Raw genomic sequence first — 19620 nt, 5'->3', positions numbered from 1 at the left:
ATGTGGTTCCGTTAATTAGACCACTCAATTCAGTTTTATAAGTGATAAATCCGCTCTAAATATTTAAATTATGCTGCCATTACTTTTAGTAAATGTTGATCATAAAATTCATCCGGTGTTGCCTTATTCAAACTTGAATGAGGACGTATCATGTTATAAAAATCCAAATATTCAGCAATTGATTGTTTCGCTTGTTTAACCGTATCGTAAGCCTTCAAATAGACTTCCTCATGCTTCACGCTGCGCCATAAACGCTCAATCATCACATTATCCATCCATCGTCCTTTCCCATCCATACTGATACGGATATTTCGCAATTTTAACTCATTCAAAAATGCCTCGCTTGTGAATTGACTGCCTTGGTCTGTATTAAACACCTCTGGACAACCATATTTCACAATTGCTTCTTGCAACGCATCTATGCAAAAGTCTGTTTCCATACTGATCGATACACGATGAGCCAGTACTTTACGACTATGCCAATCTATAATTGCACACAGATAGACAAAGCCTTTAGCCATAGGAATGTACGTGATATCTGTACACCAGACTTGATTAGAGTGATCGATGACCATGTTTTTCAACAGATATGGGAAAATACGGTGTGCAAGATTAGGCTTACTGGTATTGGGTTTTGGATACAAGGCATGTATTCCCATCAAGCGCATTAAACGTCGGACTTTACGCCGACCTATTTGATGCCCTTGACGCTGTAGCATATCTCGTATCATTCGACTGCCCATAAAGGGGTAGTCGAGATGAATTTCATCGATCAGACGCATCAAACTCAAATCAGTTGATGAAATCTCTTTGGACTTGTAATACAACGTACTGCGATTGATTTGAATCAATTGCGATTGTTGTCGTACCGAAAGTTGATGGGTCTTATCGATCATTTTTTGCCGCTCAGCTGCCCTATTTTTCTGAGCGCACCTTCTAAAAAATCAATTTGCAATGCCTGATGTCCTATCTTGGCATGTAGAGCTTTGAGGTCAATCTCTGGTTCTTGTTGTGCTGTTGGTCGTGAAAAAATATTGACTGATTGCTCAAGCAGTTGATTTTTCCAATCGATGATTTGGTTTTGATGTAAGTCGAATTGAGTAGAAAGTTCAGCGAGTGTGTGGTCGCCTTTAATTGCTGCGAGAGCAACTTTAACTTTAAACTCTGCTGAATGATTACGACGTTTTCTTCGTGTCATGGTTGACTCCAAAAACAAGCATTTCCCATGCTTATTGGGGAGTAGATTATCACTTATAGGCGTGGTCTAAAATCCTATACCCACATCACTTTTCTTCACATTTTATGTTCCGTCTTTTCTTTTATGTTTTTTTCAAACTTGCTTTGGGTCATAAGGAGAAGAAAACATGACTACTAGATTAAAAAAAGGAATAACTGAGTTTTCTGCTGTAATGGTTGTTTGTGGACTTCTGGCTTTTTTTAACCAGTACCCGCCAATTGAACTGTTGCAAGATCAATTTCAAGAACAAAAAGATCAGTTCTTTCAAAATAAGTATGTGACCGATTTAAACGATGAGGACACTTTTCACGAATATACATTTGATGGCAACGGCGAATTAGTCAAAATGCGATTAACTGCGTGTCGTATAAGTGATCATAAATGGGGGGGGTTAAACAAAAAGCCTGATCAAGATTATCAACTTCCAGATAGAGATACCCAAACCCCAGAGGAATATTATCGAAATCAACAACAATTGGAAGGCTATAAGATTAAAAATGCTAAATGTGATCTAGCTTATGTCGTTAAAGATGAAGATGGTAAACTTCACTCTATGAAAAGAGTTGTAAAGCTTCATCAAGATAGTAAACGTGGTTGGAATTTTTATGAAATGAACATACTGGATAACGGTAAAATATATAATTAATACTCTGACAAAAAAAACGGCTTTAATAGCCGTTTTTATATGAGAGTAATAAAGTTTCATCCTTTGTTATGCATAAGCATTTGTTTTTATTGGTTCCAAAATTATATTGTATTTATTAAAGTATCATACTATAGGCAGGGCTAGTCTAAATTTAATTCTATCAAAATAAAAAAAGTTTCATACCAAAATTACAAAATACTGAAAATAATGAATATATTTTCTTTATTTTGAAAATTCGTATGAAACTTTATTGCTAAGTATGATTATTTATTACCTAGTATTTAACTTTATTACTCAAAAACACCATTCGGTGGTGTTTCAAAAAGTATGCTGAAAAAAAGCAGGTTGAATTTTGATAAAATAGAGAAATGCAAATAACTCTAGAAATCAAATGTCCAACCTGCCTCAGTGACAGTATAAAGAAAAATGGCATCAAAGTAGATGGGAAACAAAACTATCAATGCAAAGACTGCAAACGTCAGTTTATTGGTGACCATGCTCTGAGCTATCTAGGATGTAATTCTGGCATTACTCGTAAAATATTACAGTTGATGGTCAGAGGCAGCGGTATACGAGATATCGCTGAAGTTGAGCGCATTAGTATCGGTAAAGTTTTACGGACTTTAACTGAATCGACCTATCAAATTCAGCCTAAACAAAGTCATTATGAATCTCTCGAAGTAGATGAATTCTGGACTTTTGTTGGAAATAAAAATAATAAACAATGGCTTATTTACGCCTACCATCGAGAAACAGGTGAGATTGTTGCTTATGTTTGGGGTAAGAGAGATTTAGCTACAGTCCAACGGTTGAAGACAAAGCTTAAACAATTAGGTATTCATTACACCCGAATTGCAAGTGATCATTGGGACAGTTTCATCACTGCTTTTAAAAACTGCAAGCAAAGTATTGGTAAGTTTTTTACCGTAGGTATTGAAGGTAATAATTGTAAAATAAGGCATAGAATTAGGCGCGGTTTTAGAAAGAGTTGTAATTTCTCCAAAAAGATTGAAAACCATTTTAAAGCCTTCGACTTAACCTTTTTTTACATCAATAATGGTTTCATTTAATGTCAGCATACTTTTTGAAACACCACCCACCATTCAACAGCCCCAAAGAATTGATCGACCACTTGTAGACATTCTTCAGGTTGTGGATTTTCAGGATCTTCAAAAACTGTTTTATCTAACTTAAATTCAGGGATAACTAAGCTAGAAATATCTATCTGTTCAGCCTGTTCTACTGTAGTAATTTCAGTTATACGTTTTTCAATTTTTGCCTTATGCAGCTTTACGTCTAAATCAGGAATAGGAATTGAAAGTTCCAGATCCTCAAAGGCAATTTTTTCTAATTGCTATATGAGAGTAATAAAGTTTCATCCTTTGTTATGCATAAGCATTTGTTTTTATTGGTTCCAAAATTATATTGTATTTATTAAAGTATCATACTATAGGCAGGGCTAGTCTAAATTTAATTCTATCAAAATAAAAAAAGTTTCATACCAAAATTACAAAATACTGAAAATAATGAATATATTTTCTTTATTTTGAAAATTCGTATGAAACTTTATTGCTAAGTATGATTATTTATTACCTAGTATTTAACTTTATTACTCAAAAACACTATTGTTAGATGTGTTTTTTATGCTAGGGGAAAATAAGCAACTAATAATTCACATTGATAGTTACTGTATCAGAGTAATTATCTGGTCTAAAATCAGCGCTCGGTACAGTAACAAATACCTCGTGTGATTTGGGTGATCCGGTACCAATACCTGCCACACCATTTCCTGTACTAGTAGAGGTAGCAGTATTACCCCATATTTTCCCATTAAGGCCTGGTGCTGAACGTAGTTGGTAAGGTACTTTGTTAGTATTACTACCAGTACCACTCATAACCCCCGATCCAGCTTGGTTACCGTTGGATGGAGCTAAGCCAATCGTATAGGGGGCATCTTTTGTACAGGTTACGCCAATAGCATTACCGTTGCTACCAAGGATATTGGTATCACTTGCTGGACGGCTACCTAAGTTTACATCGTTCTTAGTAGTGATTTTACAACTATTAACTATAGTAGCTTGGACTATAAAAGGAAATCGGTTTCTGTCTAGTGTATTACCTGATGTACAATAAGTGAAGTTAGAAGAATCAGATTGTTTATAAGTTAGTGCAGTATGACCACCATCGAAGGTGTTGGTATAAACTCCTGGAGTGGCAAGAGCATTATTATAGTTTGGCAACAAGGCTATCTTTATGGGTACATCTATTGATATAGATGAGTTTGCAGGTATATCGTGTAAGGCAACATATTCTGAATTAACCCCAGTAGAAAGGGAACGAGTACCCCAAAGAGTTTGATCAGGCTTTAGCATAGTAAATGCTAAGCGAGGAGTATTAGTTCCACTATTTTTCATATAGCGTGGGTTAACCTCACTTGCAACATCGCCACCATCAACGGCAAGACAGATTGAGACGTATCTTCTACCAGCGCCATTACTACATTTATAATTCAAAGTCGCAGTAATACTTTCACTATCGACATTATCTGAAGTTAGGCTATTTCCAATATTTACAGCGCCTGCACTCATACTTGCACTACAAGTCGCTGCAGCATTTGCGTTGCCTACTGTTATCCAAAACGCACCTAACATCAAAAAAGGACTATAATACCACCGAAATAAATTCACTATTCTTCTACCTTCTGACAAGTAAATGGACCAATAAGCGGAATGCCATCACCTTGTTTTTGGTGATCAAAGCTGACTTGACAACTATCACCAGAGGGCGTGAGTACCTCTAGTACATTGTGATCATCTAACGTATCTAGGTAGACCTCACCGTCGAAGCCCACGATAGCTGATGGCAAGTGTTTCTGTGTCACTAGGCGTACTTGACTGCCAATAGCCAACGGTTGGTTCACACTATCTACTAGAATAATAGATGCTGAGCGTACCGGAACAAGTTTGAAACTGACTACTGTACCAGCGCGATCGGTTGGGGTTGCCTGAGCCGCTACCTTGTCGATACGCAGATCAGCAGGTAAGTCCATCGGATCAATGCCAATCTTATTATCTTGGTAAGCGTTTAGCGGCGATATCAATAGGAGGCCACGACTATTAGTGGTGCCGATAAGGTTGTTTTGTAATAGTACTGGCACATCTGCAATGCCATCAGTGGAGACCACGGCAAATCCATCGTTGATTTGGCGGGCGGCGAATAAGCCACCGCCCATCATGACTATTGAGCCTGTGCTACTGGCGTAAGTAGCGTAGTCACCATCGTAACTACTGACGCCCGCTTGTACTTGACCATAGCGGCCGAGATAATTTAGCTCAGCGAGTCCGCCACTGTTATTTTTACCATTTCCACCCTCACTGTGCCTAGCCTGAGCGCGCCATCCTAAACCACCGGCACTAGGAACTGATTGTGATACATCAGCAATAAAATCATCGCGACTATCTGTGTGCTGCACACTACTGTTAAACGAGATATTACGATCCAACGAAAATGAGGCGCCGATTGAGGCACTGCTATTCGCGGAATCATTGATATCTTGATTGAGGTTCACATTTAGGTTGAATCGTCGACCAAAAGATTTACTCCAATAGGCGCTGGCAAATTTTGCAGTGTCATCTTCAGCATAGTCCACCTCGTTATAACTCACTCCAAAACTACCTAAGGACTGAGTACTATAACCTGTTGAGATTTGATTGCTTTGACGTATGGCGCTTGATCCGTATTGAGTCGCCACATCACGATAATCGCCGCTGGTACCTAATGTATTAAGACCAATATTGAAGCGGTTATTGTTCCACAAATAGCTGCCACTATATTGCATACCGCTTTGGCCTTGGGTCTCACTGCCAGCTAATGAGGCAAACAAGACTCCCCCCGGACCGCCTAAGACCCATGTCCCACCAACGCCTGCATTAGTAAGGTCTTTAGTCGCTTCGGCATGGGTCTCAGCGGTAAAGCGGTTATTCACCCCATAACGCCAGGTACCACTGACAGCGATATCATTGCCGTAATCGAAGGATTTGATGCCATAGTTTTCACGTACGGTACCGAGCTCGATAGACCAATCAGAAAGCCCTGGCTGCAGCAAACGATGAGTATCATAAAGCGAGAAGTTAACGGTAGAGCTTTGACCTAACGCATCAGTTAATACCAGCTGAGCATTGCCTGCACCGCTGATGCTAGGGGCTGTATTTAACTCAAATGGGCCAGCAGGAACCTCACCACTATATTGTTTGAGGCCATTCACATAGAGCTCCACCGCAGAAGGTAGTGTTGCTGAACCAAAGAATGCAGGGAGTGGCGTAGTCGTCATATAAGGTTGCAAATCAAAATTGCTACCAATTTGTAGACCACCTAAGCGCGTAGACCGTGTCCATGATAGCGCGCCCGTGAGGATATCACCCGCACGTACGGTTATGAGTTTGTCTGGAAAGGACTGGCTCCAACTGGTATCTAAACGAATAGTACGACTGTCCCAATCACGGTTTTTATTACCGTTATCAACACTGTTATTAGAAAATCTATTGCCTGTGGTTAGTGCAGTTGAGCTTAAAACACCATTAGCATTAAAGGCGCGCACTTCGGTAAAGGCGCTTAGACTGGTTGAGTTATTCTCTGACTGTGAACCATAGAAGTTATAATTTAATAATACCCCAGGCGATGAGCTAGCTTGAGTGCGTCGGCTATCACGATTATTTAAAACCGTAGTGTTTAGGTTGAGAGTGCTTAAGGGAGCAACGATAGCGACGGATTGCATACGAGCGTTATAGTCGACCTTGATATTGGCAAAGCTATTTAGCGGTACTGGGTCTGTAGTTCCAGGAGGCACGATAAAGCCAAGCTGCTGTAATACGGCAATACTCGCCCACAGTTGACCATCACGATAGTCAAAATGAGCTAAGCCTGCACTAGCGCCATTGAGAGTCACGTCTAGATATAAATCCAAGCCATGCGTCTGACTCGCATCCTCATCGAGGTCGAGTTGGGTAAATCTAGTATCTGGCAGGCTGACAGGAGTAGGTGCAGGAATAGGAGTTACAGCATAACTGACAGAAATAACAACACTTTGCAGAAGAATTAGTTTAGCGAGTGGGACTGTCCAACGTAACGTCTTGAGTTGTGTCAGTTCCATTAATCATCACCTTAATTTTACCGCTATTTTTTAATTCATTTGGCGGTACTTTGAGGGTCCATTGCATGGTTGCACCCGGTAACACATAACCCAGTAAGCCCGGTGTTATTTCAATATTTTTGCCAGCGGCATCATCAATGCTGAGTTTTGCCAATTGCGCACGCCCATCACCACTATTGCTAACACGCATAACAACCTGATTACCACCCGGTTGCACAGTGTACTTCCATTGCAGCTTTGGAGAGGTTTGTTTAACCCCTATAGGCTGGACAAATACCGGTAGTGAATAACTTAACGCAAACTGTATACCTGTCTTTTCTTCAGTAGATTGAACTGGTATTTCATCAATCGATAGTCGATAAGCGTCTTCTACAGCGCCCACACCACTTGGTGGAGCGGAGGCACGGATAACTCGAATAAGTTGTTTTTCACCCGGTTGTAGTTTAATCATTGGCGGACTGGCCAATAATCCTCGTGATGCGGTGAGTTGATCGCCTTCTTCATTCTGAGACCAGTGGTACACACGCACTTGCGCGTTTACCACACTGTCACCAGTATTACTTAGCGTCAGGCCACTGGCATTTTGTTTGGCTTGCAAGCTGAGAGAAATGGGAGAGACCTGAAGGCCACTCGCCATTGCTGTATTACCTGATAACAGCAAACCAGATAAAATACCGTGTATCGCAACACGGCGTATCCAGAGACTTAACATTCAGATTAGAAAGTTACTGAAACATTTACAGTATCTTTATAGGTACCAGGTGTAACGTCTGCAGTATCAGTTACAGTGGCATAAACGGTGGTAGCAATACCAGTTGCATAGTTAGCAGCAGCGGCGGTTGTTACTGGAATAGTAGTGCCCCAAGCATCACCATCTTTTGAAACAGAAGTTAATTTATAAGCAACTCCTTCAACTCCATCGGTACCGCCCAACAATTTACCAGTACCATCAGTGCTGTTAGTTGAAACAGGTTTAAGTGTAATTTTAGCCGTAGCACCTTTAGAACAGTTTGTTGTAATTGTTGTTGAGCCAGTCTTAGTGAAAGCAGGCATTTGTGCTTCACCCGCTGCAACATTACCAAGATTGATATCTTGAGTAGCGCCTGTCACGATGGCACAGACACTATCAACTGTCAGTAAAACATCAAACTGATCAGTTGTAATAGGTCCTGCATTAGCAACAGTTAAAGAACCAGCAGTAAGTAGGGCAGCAGTAAGTAGGGATTTATTAAATTTCATGGTGTTCCTCTTAAATATGTAAATTATATTTATAAATCATTAACTTTGTTAACACATTATAAATCATTAACTTTGTTAACACATTATTACATAAGTATACTAGTAAGTCCAATATAAGCAGATGTTTGTTAAATAATTTAAAACCGTTTGGTTAAGCTTATGGATATCTATATTATTGGAATTATTATTTGTTTCATAATTATATTGATCTTAATAATTTCAATGTTGAAAGACTATTTTGATGATCCTTTTCGTAAATAGCGTTTTGGATTGAACTTGGCTAAGTTCTCAAGATGACGAAACAAAACAGTACATTAACGATATGGTGCGTCATATCATGGGGTTGAAACGTGTTTAATTAAAATTTAGCTTGAGACTGTAAATTATTTTTGTGTATTTTATTAAGCTAATTCTCTTATGCACTCGAGAAGTATTACCACGATACCAACTCTTAGAAAGAGCTTTGAGTCCCCTACTTAACATAATGGCGGCTATATGAAATGCAACTAAATTTAGTTGCATTTTTTAATTTCAGGGGACTATACTTAGTCGTAACTGAGTAGGGCTAGCATATGGGTAAAACGGAAAAGTTATTGGAAAAATTTGGAAATTCAAAAAATACGTTTCCATATAAAGATTTAGTCGTTTTACTGAGCCAGCTCGGCTATGAAAAATTTGAAATGGCAGGCTCTCGTGTTCGGTTTTTTAATGAAAAAACTGAACATATGATTTTACTGCATAGACCACACCCTGAAAATGAAATCAAAGGTGGGGCATTGAAAGCTGTAAAACAAGCACTCAAGCAGGAGGGATTTTTATGAGCTATTTAAAATACAAAGGTTATCTCGGCACAATTGAACCCGATCTTGAAACAGGTGAGTTATTTGGAAAACTCGCTTTTATTCGTGATCTTATCACCTATGAAGCAGAAACTTTAAAAGCTCTTGAGCAAGCTTTTCAGGAGTCTGTAGACGGCTATTTAGAATCATGTGCTGAACTAGGAAAATCTCCTGATCAACCATTCAAAGGAACTTTTAATGTCCGTATTAGCCCTGAATTGCACCGTAAGGCAGTTTTAGCATCAAGTAATTCTCTAAATGCCTTTGTCAGTGATGCGATTCAAGAAAAGTTAATGCGTTTAGGTGCGTAATTTATTGAAGCCTAGGCTACTACCTAAAAATTGAAAAACTCAGCAAAAATGGGAGCTTATAGCTCCCATTTTTAGTTTCGTATAAGGTGTATTATGTTAATTTTAGAAATACTTATTAATTCTTATAAGTATTTCCATAACAAGGTTTGGTGATTCGATTTTACGACTTGTCTATTTTTAAGCTAAAAATGTCAATACACCCTATTTAATAAAATGTATAATTTTTGTGCTTATATAAACAAAAAGGGAATAATGTGAATCGTATCTTTAAAAAGATTTTGAGTAAATCTCTGGGATGTGTGGTCGTTGTATCAGAGAATACTAAAAGTATCGGTAAGGCAAGCAAGAGTGAAGGTATTGTTGAAATCAATGAGACTTTACAAGAGCTTTTAGTCTGTACTCTTAAAAATAAATATCCTTTGAAACCAATTATCATCACTTTAAGTTTATCAACGATTACTTTAATGACTCAGCAGGTTCTTGCCGAACAAATAATAGTTTGTGGAGCTAAAGGGTCAAATACAAGTCCTGGTATTGGAGCAATCACTCACAATAATTCAATTGTAAGTCAGCAGTATTGGGGATCTCTAAACTGTTTTAACAATTCACCTATATCAGATAGCAAAATTCTGAATGACGATTTTGGGTGGTGTTTCAAAAAGTATGCTGATTATATTTTAACCACAATTGAAATCTCATAAAGCATTAAAAATATAGTGAATTTAATTTACTTATTTTCAATTTCTCTATTGACAGAATTAACTAGCATACTTTTTGAAACACCACCCGATTTTGAAGTAACAATTAATGCGGATACTTTAAAAGTTGGCTCAGGTGGTATTACGTCTAAGGATTCATTAAGTGGCGCTGGTAATGGAACAGTTTCTTTCAATAGTAATAAAATTACCAACCTGTTAAATGGTACATCTGCTAACGATGCTGTGAATTTTGGCCAACTGAATTCATTAGCAAATGTCTTTGGTGGGGGTGCTGGCTTTAGTGGAGGAATATTTACTGGACCAACATATACGATACAAGGTTCAAACTATACAAATATTGGTAATGCGTTTACTGCAGTAAATACAAAACTCACAAGCCTACAGGGCCAAATTGATGCTTTACCAGGGGGTGGTGGAGCTGACGGTAAAAGTGCATATGATATTGCAGTTGATAATGGTTATACAGGTTCGCAGTCACAATGGCTGGCTTCACTTAAGGGCGATAAAGGTGACGTAGGCGCTACAGGAGCTCAGGGTGCACAAGGTGTTAAGGGTGATAAAGGTGACGTAGGTGCTACAGGAGCTCAGGGTGCACAAGGTGTTAAGGGCGATAAAGGTGACGTAGGTGCTACAGGAGCTCAGGGTGCACAAGGTGTTAAGGGCGATAAAGGTGACGTAGGCGCTACAGGAGCTCAGGGTGCACAAGGTGTTAAGGGCGATAAAGGTGACGTAGGTGCTACAGGAGCTCAGGGTGCACAAGGTGTTAAGGGCGATAAAGGTGACGTAGGCGCTACAGGAGCTCAAGGTGCACAAGGTGTTAAGGGCGATAAAGGTGATGTAGGCGCTACAGGGGCTCAGGGTGCACAAGGTGTTAAGGGCGATAAAGGTGACGTAGGCGCTACAGGAGCTCAGGGAGCACAAGGTGTTAAGGGTGATAAAGGTGATGTAGGCGCTACAGGGGCTCAAGGAAAGAGTGCATATGAAGTAGCCGTCGATAATGGATATAACGGAACTGCACAAGACTGGCTAACAAGTCAAAGTGGTAATAGTCCGTATCTAGATGCTAATCCCACTACTACTTCGACTGGCGCAAAAGCAACTGGTACTGGTGCAACAGCTTTAGGTGATGGTGCTGTAGCAGATGGTGATAACAACACAGTTTTAGGATCTGGAGCCTCTGCAAAGGGCGAATCAAATACGGTTGTGGGTAAAGGAAACACTGTCGAAGGCAACAAATCTGGAGCATTTGGGGATCCAAATCTAGTTCAAGGAAATGGAAGTTACGCAGTTGGTAATGACAATACAATAAATAGCGATAATAGCTTTGTGGTAGGAAATAACGTCAATACCTCAGCTAAGAACTCAGTAGTTTTAGGGAACAATTCTGCTTCAACTCGAGATAATAGTGTATCGGTTGGAGCATCAGGTAAAGAACGCCAAATAATCCATGTTGCAGCTGGTATTGAAGATACGGATGCGGTAAATGTGAAGCAGATGAAGGACGGAAACGCTAAAGTACTAACTGATGCCAAAGCCTATACAGATACTAAGGTTTTAGATTTAGAAAATAACTTTAGAGATACTTCAAATCGTATAGACCAAACTAATCATGATGTTCGTAAAAATCGTGAAATTGCTGCACAAGGTATAGCTGGTATTACTGCAATGACAAATATTCCAATGCCTTCTGAGCAAGGTGCATCAACTGTAGGTCTGGGTATGGGGCATTTTGATAGCCAATCTGCAATCGCAGTAGGAGCAAGTCACTATTTTGAAAATGGAGTTGCTGTTAAGGGGGCATTCTCATCAGGTTTTAATAATGGAAACACAACGGCAGTTGGCGCTGGTGTTTCTTATTCTTGGAAATAAAGAGGTGGTCCCACGAGACTGTAAATTATTTTTGTGTGTTTTATTAAGCTAATTCTCTTATGCACTCGAGAAGTATTACCACGATACCAACTCTTAGAAAGAGCTTTGAGTCCCCTACTTAACATAATAGAGCTTATACGAAATGCATATAAAAATAGTTTTATATTTCAAAAAGTTATGCTATAAAAAATTGGGACGCAAAACCTAAAAAACCGACTTGGAAACAAGTCGGCTTTTTTATGAACAGTTTTGATAGTTCTTGCCAATAAATCTGACTAAAAATTACGCTTTTCAGCTTGAGTGATACAATTTTGTGATACATTATTGTATATACAAATTTGAATGTTTTTTATGGAACAGTATTTCGAATGGGATGAGGCAAAGAATCGAAAGAATCAGAAAAAGCACGATGTCTCTTTCGAAACAGCAAGCCTTGTTTTTGATGATCCATTAAGGATCTCAATCCAAGACAGACATACCGATGGTGAAGAACGTTGGCAAACCATTGGAAAAGTAAAAGGCGTACTAATGCTCTTAGTAGCTCACACCATCTTTGATGAAGATGACTGTGAAATCATACGAATCATTAGTGCAAGGCAAGTCACCAAAGCGGAGCGAGATAGATATGAGCATGGTTAGATACTCACGCAAAGAACTGAATGAAAAATTCAGTGACAAGCAAGATGCTGAAATTCAACGATTGCTTGCTAAGGGAACGGTTCCTGACGATCAGCTAGATCTCTCAGATATGCCTGAAATTACCGACTGGAGCAATGCTGTACGCCATAATCAATTCTATCGCCCAGTGAAGCAACAGACTTCCATTCGTTTAGATGCTGATGTACTTGCATGGTTTAAAGCTCAAGGCAAAGGCTATCAAACACGAATGAATGAAATTTTGCGGGATGCTATGCTCAAAGAATTAAAAAATCATCAGTAAAAATGGGAGCTTAAGCTCCCATTTTTGACTTCGCATAAGGTGTATTATGTTAATTTTAGTGAAACTTCACTAAGAAGATCCCCATACCCCCAAATCAAAGTACCCAATATTGTTGTAAAACAACCAATATATAGTCCCCAAACATCCAATTTTAATTGCTTCTTTGCTTCCTTTTCCTTATCTGTATTTCCTAATATCGATCCACAATCAATGATATTCTGCGATTCTATATACTTCTCAACTCCCATTCTAAATACAGGTCTTCCTGTCAAAATTATTCCCGTCATAGTGACAATAGATCCGGATCTAGAAAACCAATCCCAATTTTGTGTAATACAGCTATATAGAAAGGATAAAATTGCAGCACATATACCAATAAATAAAAACAAATAAATATTTGAAAAAATCTTATTCATTAACACTTTCTTTTACCTTAGCTATAATCTCATCTACCAAACTATTCCACTCAACCAATTGACTATCATGTAATAACCAAACATTCTGGGATTCAGCTAACTGACGAGCTGACTTTGTATAATCATTATTAGTAACAACAACTGAGCCAACAGCCTCATAATAAGCTTTAGCTGAACTAACTTCTTGAACTGCTTTATTTCCAACAGGCTGACCATATAACTTACATTGAACTACATAAGTAAATCCTTCTTTTTGCATAACAATATCTGCGCCTTGATCACCACTTTTAGGCGTATTAAAAGTTGTCCAACCAAGATTCTCAAAAATTTCTGCTATCAGTTTTTCATATTCATAAGGATCTATATTAAAATTTTGAGCTACTTCATCATCATATTCTTCTACATTTTCTGTATTTTCACATCGATCATAATCAACTTCTTTTTCAACATATTCTTTTATTGTTTTAACTATGAAGTTGAAATTATCACCATAAAACTCATTCCAAGATGGACTTCTCTCCATTTCTGCTTTCAAAGCAGCAGGAATTTTTAGATCTAAATAAGTTTGAATTTTTAATATTCTATTCTTAGTAAACAAATTAACTTCTTTTTCCCAATCAGATTCAATTAAATCTCCATAGTGATCACGATAAATCAATTGTTTATTTCTCAATTTTAATTTATCTAAATAGCCCTCTGATTTAATATAAAAACAAATTACACTTTTCATAAATTGTTGATTAATAAATTCTAAATGATCAGAAAGTGTCTCTGGGTCCACAGTACCTTTAGCTAAATAATAAAAGTCAAAATCATTTTTAAACCATTCTTCATTCTTGCATAAATGAACAATTCGTTTTTTAAAAAAATTAGTTACCGTTGTCATTAATATTAACTCTTTAAACATAATTATTTAGAAAAGAATAAGCGAAATTTTTCTAGGTGAGTAGTGGCAGTCCAAATTATAAAAGGTGTCTTTTACTTAACATAAAATCTCTTCTACGAAATGCACGTGTTAGAACCCAATTAAATCTTTAATTGGGTTCACATCAAATACTCTATTGATCACGATAAGCTCGAACTTTCTCAAAAATTGGATAAAAGTCCAGACCATCATCCTTCATATCTGAAATTATGACCGCAATTACTGCAATCGTAGTGGGCACTTTACCGTTCTTTTTATAGTTGGTAATGGAGTTCGCGTTCATATCTAAAAGCGCTGCAAATTCTTTAATAGAAAGGCCAGACTTACCTATAAGTCTTTGAAATTCTTCGTAAGGCATAGTTTAAAAAGCAGAATTGTTCTGATGGAAAAGTATAGCACATATCATTTACTTACATTTAAACACATAAATAATGTGATTAACACACTATTTATGTGTTTAAATATTCCCATATCCTTCTTTCAGGACATATGAAGAAGGTGTTTTTAATTATTTCTTCTTAAAATGAGGCATAACAATGGGTAATTTAAACTTGATTAATCATTTATACCTTTCTGAAAATTCTAGAAAAATTGGAACTCAACTCATTAAAGAGCTCTCAATTAATAGATCGAACAATCTGAGTTTATTTTTAAACGTTAATAAATGTTTTGACGATCGAGAAGCAACATTGGTATGGACGCAGCATCATCTTGATCAACATATAGATGATGATTACGAAGACGTTAAACGCGCTTTTTTAGCATTCTTTCCTGATGGAGCATTTATGCAATTTTGAGACTGTTAATTGAATAGCTAGACTCCCTGAATGGTCCTTTTAAAGGACCATTACACAATTTACAGTCCTACAGTCAGTTTACCTGTCACAGATTTTTGAACGCTCTATCAAAATCCAAAACGAGGACCATCAAATCCTTTCGTTTTTTCTTGTGTCTGTTTCTGCTTTTCTTGCTCTAGTAACTTTTGCTTATTCAATTCTACCTCATAATAGGGTTTGTACAGCTCATAACGATTTTCAGCTCTCAACCGATTAATTTCTACAATCATGTCCTGTTTTTGCTGATAGCGAACTGGATCACTTTCTTTGGCAAACCGCAGTGCCTTATTCATCATCGGCACATCTTGCAGATTAGTATCGTATTTTTTATTGTAATCCTCATTGGATAGACAACTCACCTCATTCGGAACCTCTACCTTTAGCCCTCTAATTTCAAGCACTTTGGTCGGTGCATAACGCTGTAAGCTGTCATTAATGAGTTCTTCAGTTTTTTGTCGGTACAACTGCAATTGTGCTTTGCCCATCCCTAATACATCGGCTGTTAATTTCTGAGCGCCCCCTTTCTCTGGCTGTTCAGGGTTATAACGCTTAAAAAACTGCTCAGGTGTTCGCTCTATTCCATCCACATGGCGTTCACTATAAATCAGATGCAAATGGGGTTGTTCTTGACCACCTAGACTACCAACATGATGATGGATAGCACAGCTATAAGGATATTGATAACGGTCAGCAAACTCTTGAATAAACTGCTCTGCCAATTCGATACGTTGTTCCGATGTAAGCTCTTTTGGTAATGCCACCACCAAACTTGAACAGACTCGACCATTTTTGCGTTCATACAGATCCGAGGCCTGCCAAAATTCTTCCGGATTCCCCTCGGCAAAGCTCGGCATATTACCTGAGCAAACAAACTCAAGTTGTTCATGAACATGATCTTTATGTTGTGCAAATTGTGCAGTTCGAGTGATGTAGTGAAAGCGCTCTTTGGCCGTTCTAGGCTTGTTATTTTTACCACCTTTTTGGGGCGGATTTTTACTGTTGTGTTCAAGATTACAGAAGAACATATTTGCGTCTAGCCCTCACGTTATTTTTGATGTTGTAACGACACTTTTTTTGCAGCAACACACATTTTTGATGTTGTAACGGTAGATCGCTATTGCAGAAACAAATGTCAAAAATGCAGCAACAGTACTCTGATAGATACAAATCAATAACTTACGTCTCTAATGGCCTGCGGAGCACGAGGAGAAGTGTTTCTAATTCGATATAATTGCGTTAGTAATTATATCGAATTAGAAACACGGAAACGAGCTAATAAATTAAATAAAATGTTCCCACATTTTATTTAATTTATTCATGCCGCCATATGCTACTCTACTGATATCTGATTCATGTGTTTTTTTGGGGTGCTGATCATGGTGAAACGAGGTCGTCCTGCTAAAGTTTTATCAAATGAAGATCTGATTCAATTGCAGCAGTTTTTAGAAAAATTACCGTTCCTCACAGAAATCCAATCTCATATTTTGAGGTCATTATTATCTACAGAAAAATTTGATGAAGAGATATTCAAAAAGTTTAAAACTGTAGATCGCTATAGAGTGCTATATCAACAACGCCAAATCTTACTTGAACAGATCAAACTCAAAGCACATAACCAACAAAAACTAATGGACAATGAAGTTGAAATTTTAAGTTTGGCCCAACAAGATCAGGATCGAGACACCTGGTTTAGACTAGAGCGAGCCTTAGAGTCTTATCAAAAAATCCATAAGGCGGTTCTCAATGACCGTATACGCCTCGAAAATGAGCATAAACGCGAAGTTCTAAACAAATCGAGGAAAACCCTTACCGAAGCACAAATCAAGCGTAATGAGGAAAACAGACGCAAATATGAATTAGGTGGTGCAGTATTAGCAGCCTTTAAAAAATTGAATATTGATATTAGTTCGGAAACATCAGATCAAATCACCAATAGAATTGTCAATAACACTCAATTCGCATATAGCGTAAGAACAAGTAAAATATTTAAAGAGATTACTGAACAGAACAACAATTTTTTTAAACGACAAAATTTATTTCTTGATGTTCTTGAAGGCCTATCAACTTGGGAAAGTAATCATAAGAAACTATCAACGATAGAAATTGAAAAACACCAACATAAACATGAATAGTCCTGATTATTTCAACTTAGAGTCCCCATAGTTGAGCGAGTGTCTACGAGCGACACAATCAAAATTCGCGCCTAGACTCTCTGAAAAACCGCTTTTTAGGCTGTGAAGCCTAAATAAGCGTAAATCACATGCAGAAAATTGAGCCTAGACCGAGCGTAGCGAGTAAAAAAGCTCTATGAGCAAAGCGAATTCCGAGTTGTTTTTGCTTTTTGCTAATTCACGGAAACTTTAACCAAAAAATTGCCCCGACGAATCGAGCGAAAGCGAGATTCAATAGAGTTTGAGCGTAGCGAAAACCAAGGGCAATTTTTCATGATGTATGCTTTTAATTATTTTAAATGCTTTTAAATGCTTTTAACCAGCCTGAAAGCCTTGATACGAAATGGTTTCAGAGTCCATTAAACTAGGTTTATCGATCCATTAAACTAGGTTTATCGACCCATTAAACTAGGTTTATCGACCTTTAAAGCTAGGTTTATCGACCTTAAAGCTAGGTTTATCGACCTTAATAATTTAAATAGACACACTCATTTAAATAGTCTATTTTACAGACTAGTTTAATTAAAAATTTATTATTAGAAATGAGTGAATTAGTCGTTAAAGATAATGCCTTAATTCAGGCTAGCTATACGTTAGATACCGTTGAACAGCGATTAATTCTTCTAGCTATTGCTGAAGCCAGACAAACAGGCCATGGGATAACAGAAAATAGTTTATTGGAAGTACATGCCAGTAGTTATATAAATACGTTCAATGTTGAAAAGCATACTGCCTATACAGTCCTTAGAGATGCGTCAAAAAGCCTCTTTGATAGATATGTCACATACCATGACGTTAATCCTAAAACAGGTAAGGATCGTAGTTTCCATTGCCGTTGGGTTGATAAAATAGGTTATGAAGCTCAGTCAGGCATTGTCTTTTTAAGATTCACTCAAGATATCGTTCCTCTCATAACTAGGCTAGAAGAAAACTTTACTAAATATGAGTTACAGCAGGTTTCACGCCTAACCAGTTCTTATGCTATTCGGCTCTACGAATTGCTGATTCAATGGCGATCAGCAGGAAAGACGCCTGTGTTTGATCTGTCTATCTTTAGACAGCAATTAGGCGTTGAATCTCACCAATACAAAACTATGAGCAATTTCAAAACCTATGTTTTAGATTTCGCACTCAATCAAATAAATGAGCTAACCGATATAACAGCTAAGTATGAACAACATAAGAAAGGACGTACCATTTCAGGATTTTCGTTCACTTTTAGACAGAAAAAAAATGCCTCGAAAAAAGAAATTAAGAATGAAAATCTCTCAGATTTTTTCTCAAAAATAACTGATCCTCAACGTCACCTATTTGCCAATAAGCTCTCTAGACTATCTGAAATGAGCATTTACTCTCAAGGTACAGAAACCTTCGAACAGTTTGCTGTCCGCATAGCAGAAATGCTTAAAGACGCTCAAAAATTCGAAGAATTATTCCCTTATCTTCAAAAAGTTGGCTTTGCATCTGCCTAAAATTTAAACTTGATCATTTGTCTATTAGACAGTCTAATAGACAGTCTATTTTTACAAGTTTAGGCATAGGTTTACAGGATGAAAACCCTTACAGTTCTTGAACTTTCCAAGCTCTACAACATCAATAGACAAACGATTTACAACAACATAAAGAAAGGAATTTTAAGTAAAAATTCTGAGAATAAGATTGATCTAGCGGAAGCAATCCGTGTTTTTGGGGAACCCGTCAAAAAACAGGATGTAAAAGAATCTGTAAAAGTAGACAGTCCAAATTCGGCAGAAGTTTTACTGCTTAGACAGCAGATAGACATGTTGAAAAATCAGCTTGATGATGCCAAAGATCGGGAATCTTTCTATCAAAACCAAATTGAAACGATGCAACGCCTATTAGAAGCCCCAAAACCTAATATGACTACGTTTACCGATCAAGAATTAGTGCAACCCAGCATAGTCAAACCAGATCCCGAACCTGACACAGCAGAAGCTAAACATGACGGATTGACTACTCTGGAGCAGAGGGAAAATAAGCGGATTCCCGTACCGGAGCACGTTGAACAGGAGCCGGAGAAAAGAGGCTTTTGGAGCCGTTTTTTTAGACCCTATGATTAACCACGATTGTTTAACTGATATGAACAAAGTTGTGGAACATTGATCAAATAATAGGCGTGGAACGTGAAAAATCATAAAAAAAACCCATCTTGGGGAAGATGGGCTATCAACTAGAAACTACAGCATTGATTTCTATAGATAATTATAACACATTTCGTATAAGGTGTATTATGTTAATTTTAGGAAAATTTAAAAAATAAAATTACTACAACCACTGTTACAAAAAATTACATCGAAGTATA

The 19620-nt window shown here is 37.7% G+C and carries 21 protein-coding genes; 12 read left to right on the top strand and 9 right to left on the bottom strand.

Annotation, left to right across the window (positions count from 1 at the left end; genetic code table 11):
• Nucleotides 1–68: 68 nt before the first annotated feature.
• Nucleotides 69–1198 (bottom strand): IS3-like element ISAcsp5 family transposase gene (locus tag AC4MDD_RS18645; RefSeq protein ID WP_279747182.1). Its coding sequence is split into 2 segments (ribosomal slippage): nt 69–946 and nt 946–1198, totalling 1131 coding nucleotides; the frame shifts between segments, so codons are not numbered across the junction.
• A gap of 166 nt (nt 1199–1364) precedes the next feature.
• On the opposite strand from AC4MDD_RS18645, the gene AC4MDD_RS18640 reads away from it, so the two are divergent.
• Nucleotides 1365–1883 (top strand): hypothetical protein, encoded by a 519-nt coding sequence (locus AC4MDD_RS18640; RefSeq protein WP_491882652.1) that lies wholly within the window; start codon nt 1365–1367, stop codon nt 1881–1883.
• A 368-nt stretch (nt 1884–2251) separates the two neighbouring features.
• On the top strand, nt 2252–2953 hold the full coding sequence (locus tag AC4MDD_RS18635) for an IS1-like element ISPa14 family transposase (RefSeq protein WP_219349264.1): 702 nt from the start codon (nt 2252–2254) through the stop codon (nt 2951–2953).
• A 594-nt stretch (nt 2954–3547) separates the two neighbouring features.
• Here AC4MDD_RS18635 and AC4MDD_RS18630 read toward each other — a convergent pair.
• The 4 genes from AC4MDD_RS18630 to AC4MDD_RS18615 all read right to left on the bottom strand — a co-directional run bounded on the left by AC4MDD_RS18630 (nt 3548) and on the right by AC4MDD_RS18615 (nt 8271).
• On the bottom strand, nt 3548–4534 hold the full coding sequence (locus AC4MDD_RS18630; RefSeq protein ID WP_491882658.1) for a Csu type fimbrial protein: 987 nt from the start codon (nt 4532–4534) through the stop codon (nt 3548–3550).
• A 35-nt stretch (nt 4535–4569) separates the two neighbouring features.
• Entirely contained in the window at nt 4570–6846 is a 2277-nt protein-coding gene (locus tag AC4MDD_RS18625; RefSeq protein WP_491882651.1) for a fimbria/pilus outer membrane usher protein, read from the bottom strand.
• A gap of 136 nt (nt 6847–6982) precedes the next feature.
• A complete protein-coding gene (locus AC4MDD_RS18620) occupies nt 6983–7744 on the bottom strand; it encodes a fimbrial biogenesis chaperone (RefSeq protein ID WP_491882650.1) in 762 nt (253 codons plus the stop codon).
• Between the two features lie 5 nt (nt 7745–7749).
• Nucleotides 7750–8271, bottom strand: coding sequence for a spore coat protein U domain-containing protein (locus AC4MDD_RS18615; RefSeq protein WP_491882649.1), 522 nt, complete (start codon nt 8269–8271; stop codon nt 7750–7752).
• A 572-nt stretch (nt 8272–8843) separates the two neighbouring features.
• On the opposite strand from AC4MDD_RS18615, the gene AC4MDD_RS18610 reads away from it, so the two are divergent.
• The 6 genes from AC4MDD_RS18610 to AC4MDD_RS18585 all read left to right on the top strand — a co-directional run bounded on the left by AC4MDD_RS18610 (nt 8844) and on the right by AC4MDD_RS18585 (nt 12949).
• Nucleotides 8844–9092, top strand: a complete 249-nt coding sequence (locus tag AC4MDD_RS18610; RefSeq protein ID WP_004812233.1) for a type II toxin-antitoxin system HicA family toxin — start codon at nt 8844–8846, stop codon at nt 9090–9092.
• On the top strand, nt 9089–9421 hold the full coding sequence (locus tag AC4MDD_RS18605) for a type II toxin-antitoxin system HicB family antitoxin (RefSeq protein WP_010117354.1): 333 nt from the start codon (nt 9089–9091) through the stop codon (nt 9419–9421). Before AC4MDD_RS18610 ends, AC4MDD_RS18605 begins: the two co-directional genes overlap by 4 nt.
• A gap of 254 nt (nt 9422–9675) precedes the next feature.
• Nucleotides 9676–10122, top strand: coding sequence for an ESPR domain-containing protein (locus AC4MDD_RS18600; protein WP_491882657.1), 447 nt, complete (start codon nt 9676–9678; stop codon nt 10120–10122).
• A 15-nt stretch (nt 10123–10137) separates the two neighbouring features.
• Nucleotides 10138–12009, top strand: a complete 1872-nt coding sequence (locus tag AC4MDD_RS18595) for a YadA family autotransporter adhesin (RefSeq protein ID WP_491882656.1) — start codon at nt 10138–10140, stop codon at nt 12007–12009.
• A 351-nt stretch (nt 12010–12360) separates the two neighbouring features.
• Nucleotides 12361–12648, top strand: a complete 288-nt coding sequence (locus tag AC4MDD_RS18590) for a BrnT family toxin (RefSeq protein ID WP_004884492.1) — start codon at nt 12361–12363, stop codon at nt 12646–12648.
• A complete protein-coding gene (locus AC4MDD_RS18585; RefSeq protein WP_005098515.1) occupies nt 12635–12949 on the top strand; it encodes a BrnA antitoxin family protein in 315 nt (104 codons plus the stop codon). The genes AC4MDD_RS18590 and AC4MDD_RS18585 overlap by 14 nt, the downstream gene beginning before the upstream one ends.
• 44 nt (nt 12950–12993) lie before the next feature.
• Here AC4MDD_RS18585 and AC4MDD_RS18580 read toward each other — a convergent pair whose 3' ends face one another.
• The 3 genes from AC4MDD_RS18580 to AC4MDD_RS18570 form a co-directional block, all read right to left on the bottom strand.
• Nucleotides 12994–13365, bottom strand: coding sequence for a hypothetical protein (locus AC4MDD_RS18580; RefSeq protein WP_491882655.1), 372 nt, complete (start codon nt 13363–13365; stop codon nt 12994–12996).
• Nucleotides 13358–14251: a restriction endonuclease gene (locus tag AC4MDD_RS18575; RefSeq protein ID WP_491882654.1), complete on the bottom strand. Its 894-nt coding sequence runs from the start codon at nt 14249–14251 to the stop codon at nt 13358–13360. Before AC4MDD_RS18575 ends, AC4MDD_RS18580 begins: the two co-directional genes overlap by 8 nt.
• Nucleotides 14252–14423: 172 nt before the next feature.
• A complete protein-coding gene (locus tag AC4MDD_RS18570; protein WP_005155906.1) occupies nt 14424–14648 on the bottom strand; it encodes a helix-turn-helix domain-containing protein in 225 nt (74 codons plus the stop codon).
• 178 nt (nt 14649–14826) lie between these two features.
• Between AC4MDD_RS18570 and AC4MDD_RS18565 the strand changes: the two genes are divergently transcribed.
• Nucleotides 14827–15087, top strand: a complete 261-nt coding sequence (locus AC4MDD_RS18565) for a hypothetical protein (RefSeq protein ID WP_005155907.1) — start codon at nt 14827–14829, stop codon at nt 15085–15087.
• A gap of 107 nt (nt 15088–15194) precedes the next feature.
• On the opposite strand, the gene AC4MDD_RS18560 is transcribed toward AC4MDD_RS18565, so the two are convergent.
• Entirely contained in the window at nt 15195–16151 is a 957-nt protein-coding gene (locus AC4MDD_RS18560; RefSeq protein ID WP_085064994.1) for a MobA/MobL family protein, read from the bottom strand.
• A gap of 351 nt (nt 16152–16502) precedes the next feature.
• On the opposite strand from AC4MDD_RS18560, the gene AC4MDD_RS18555 reads away from it, so the two are divergent.
• The 3 genes from AC4MDD_RS18555 to AC4MDD_RS18545 all read left to right on the top strand — a co-directional run bounded on the left by AC4MDD_RS18555 (nt 16503) and on the right by AC4MDD_RS18545 (nt 19378).
• Nucleotides 16503–17258 (top strand): hypothetical protein, encoded by a 756-nt coding sequence (locus tag AC4MDD_RS18555; RefSeq protein WP_491882653.1) that lies wholly within the window; start codon nt 16503–16505, stop codon nt 17256–17258.
• Between the two features lie 581 nt (nt 17259–17839).
• Nucleotides 17840–18769 carry a replication initiation protein RepM gene (gene repM, locus AC4MDD_RS18550; protein ID WP_010117274.1) on the top strand — a complete coding sequence of 310 codons (930 nt, stop codon included), beginning with the start codon at nt 17840–17842 and terminating at the stop codon, nt 18767–18769.
• A gap of 78 nt (nt 18770–18847) precedes the next feature.
• Complete coding sequence (locus AC4MDD_RS18545; protein ID WP_044110747.1) at nt 18848–19378, top strand: plasmid replication DNA-binding protein; 531 nt, start codon at nt 18848–18850, stop codon at nt 19376–19378.
• Nucleotides 19379–19620 lie beyond the last annotated feature (242 nt).

The organism is Acinetobacter sp. CAU_H_29a_1 (assembly GCF_058599505.1).
The sequence above is the reverse complement of the archived record's forward strand: the minus strand, read 5'-3'. Positions and strand labels throughout refer to the sequence as shown.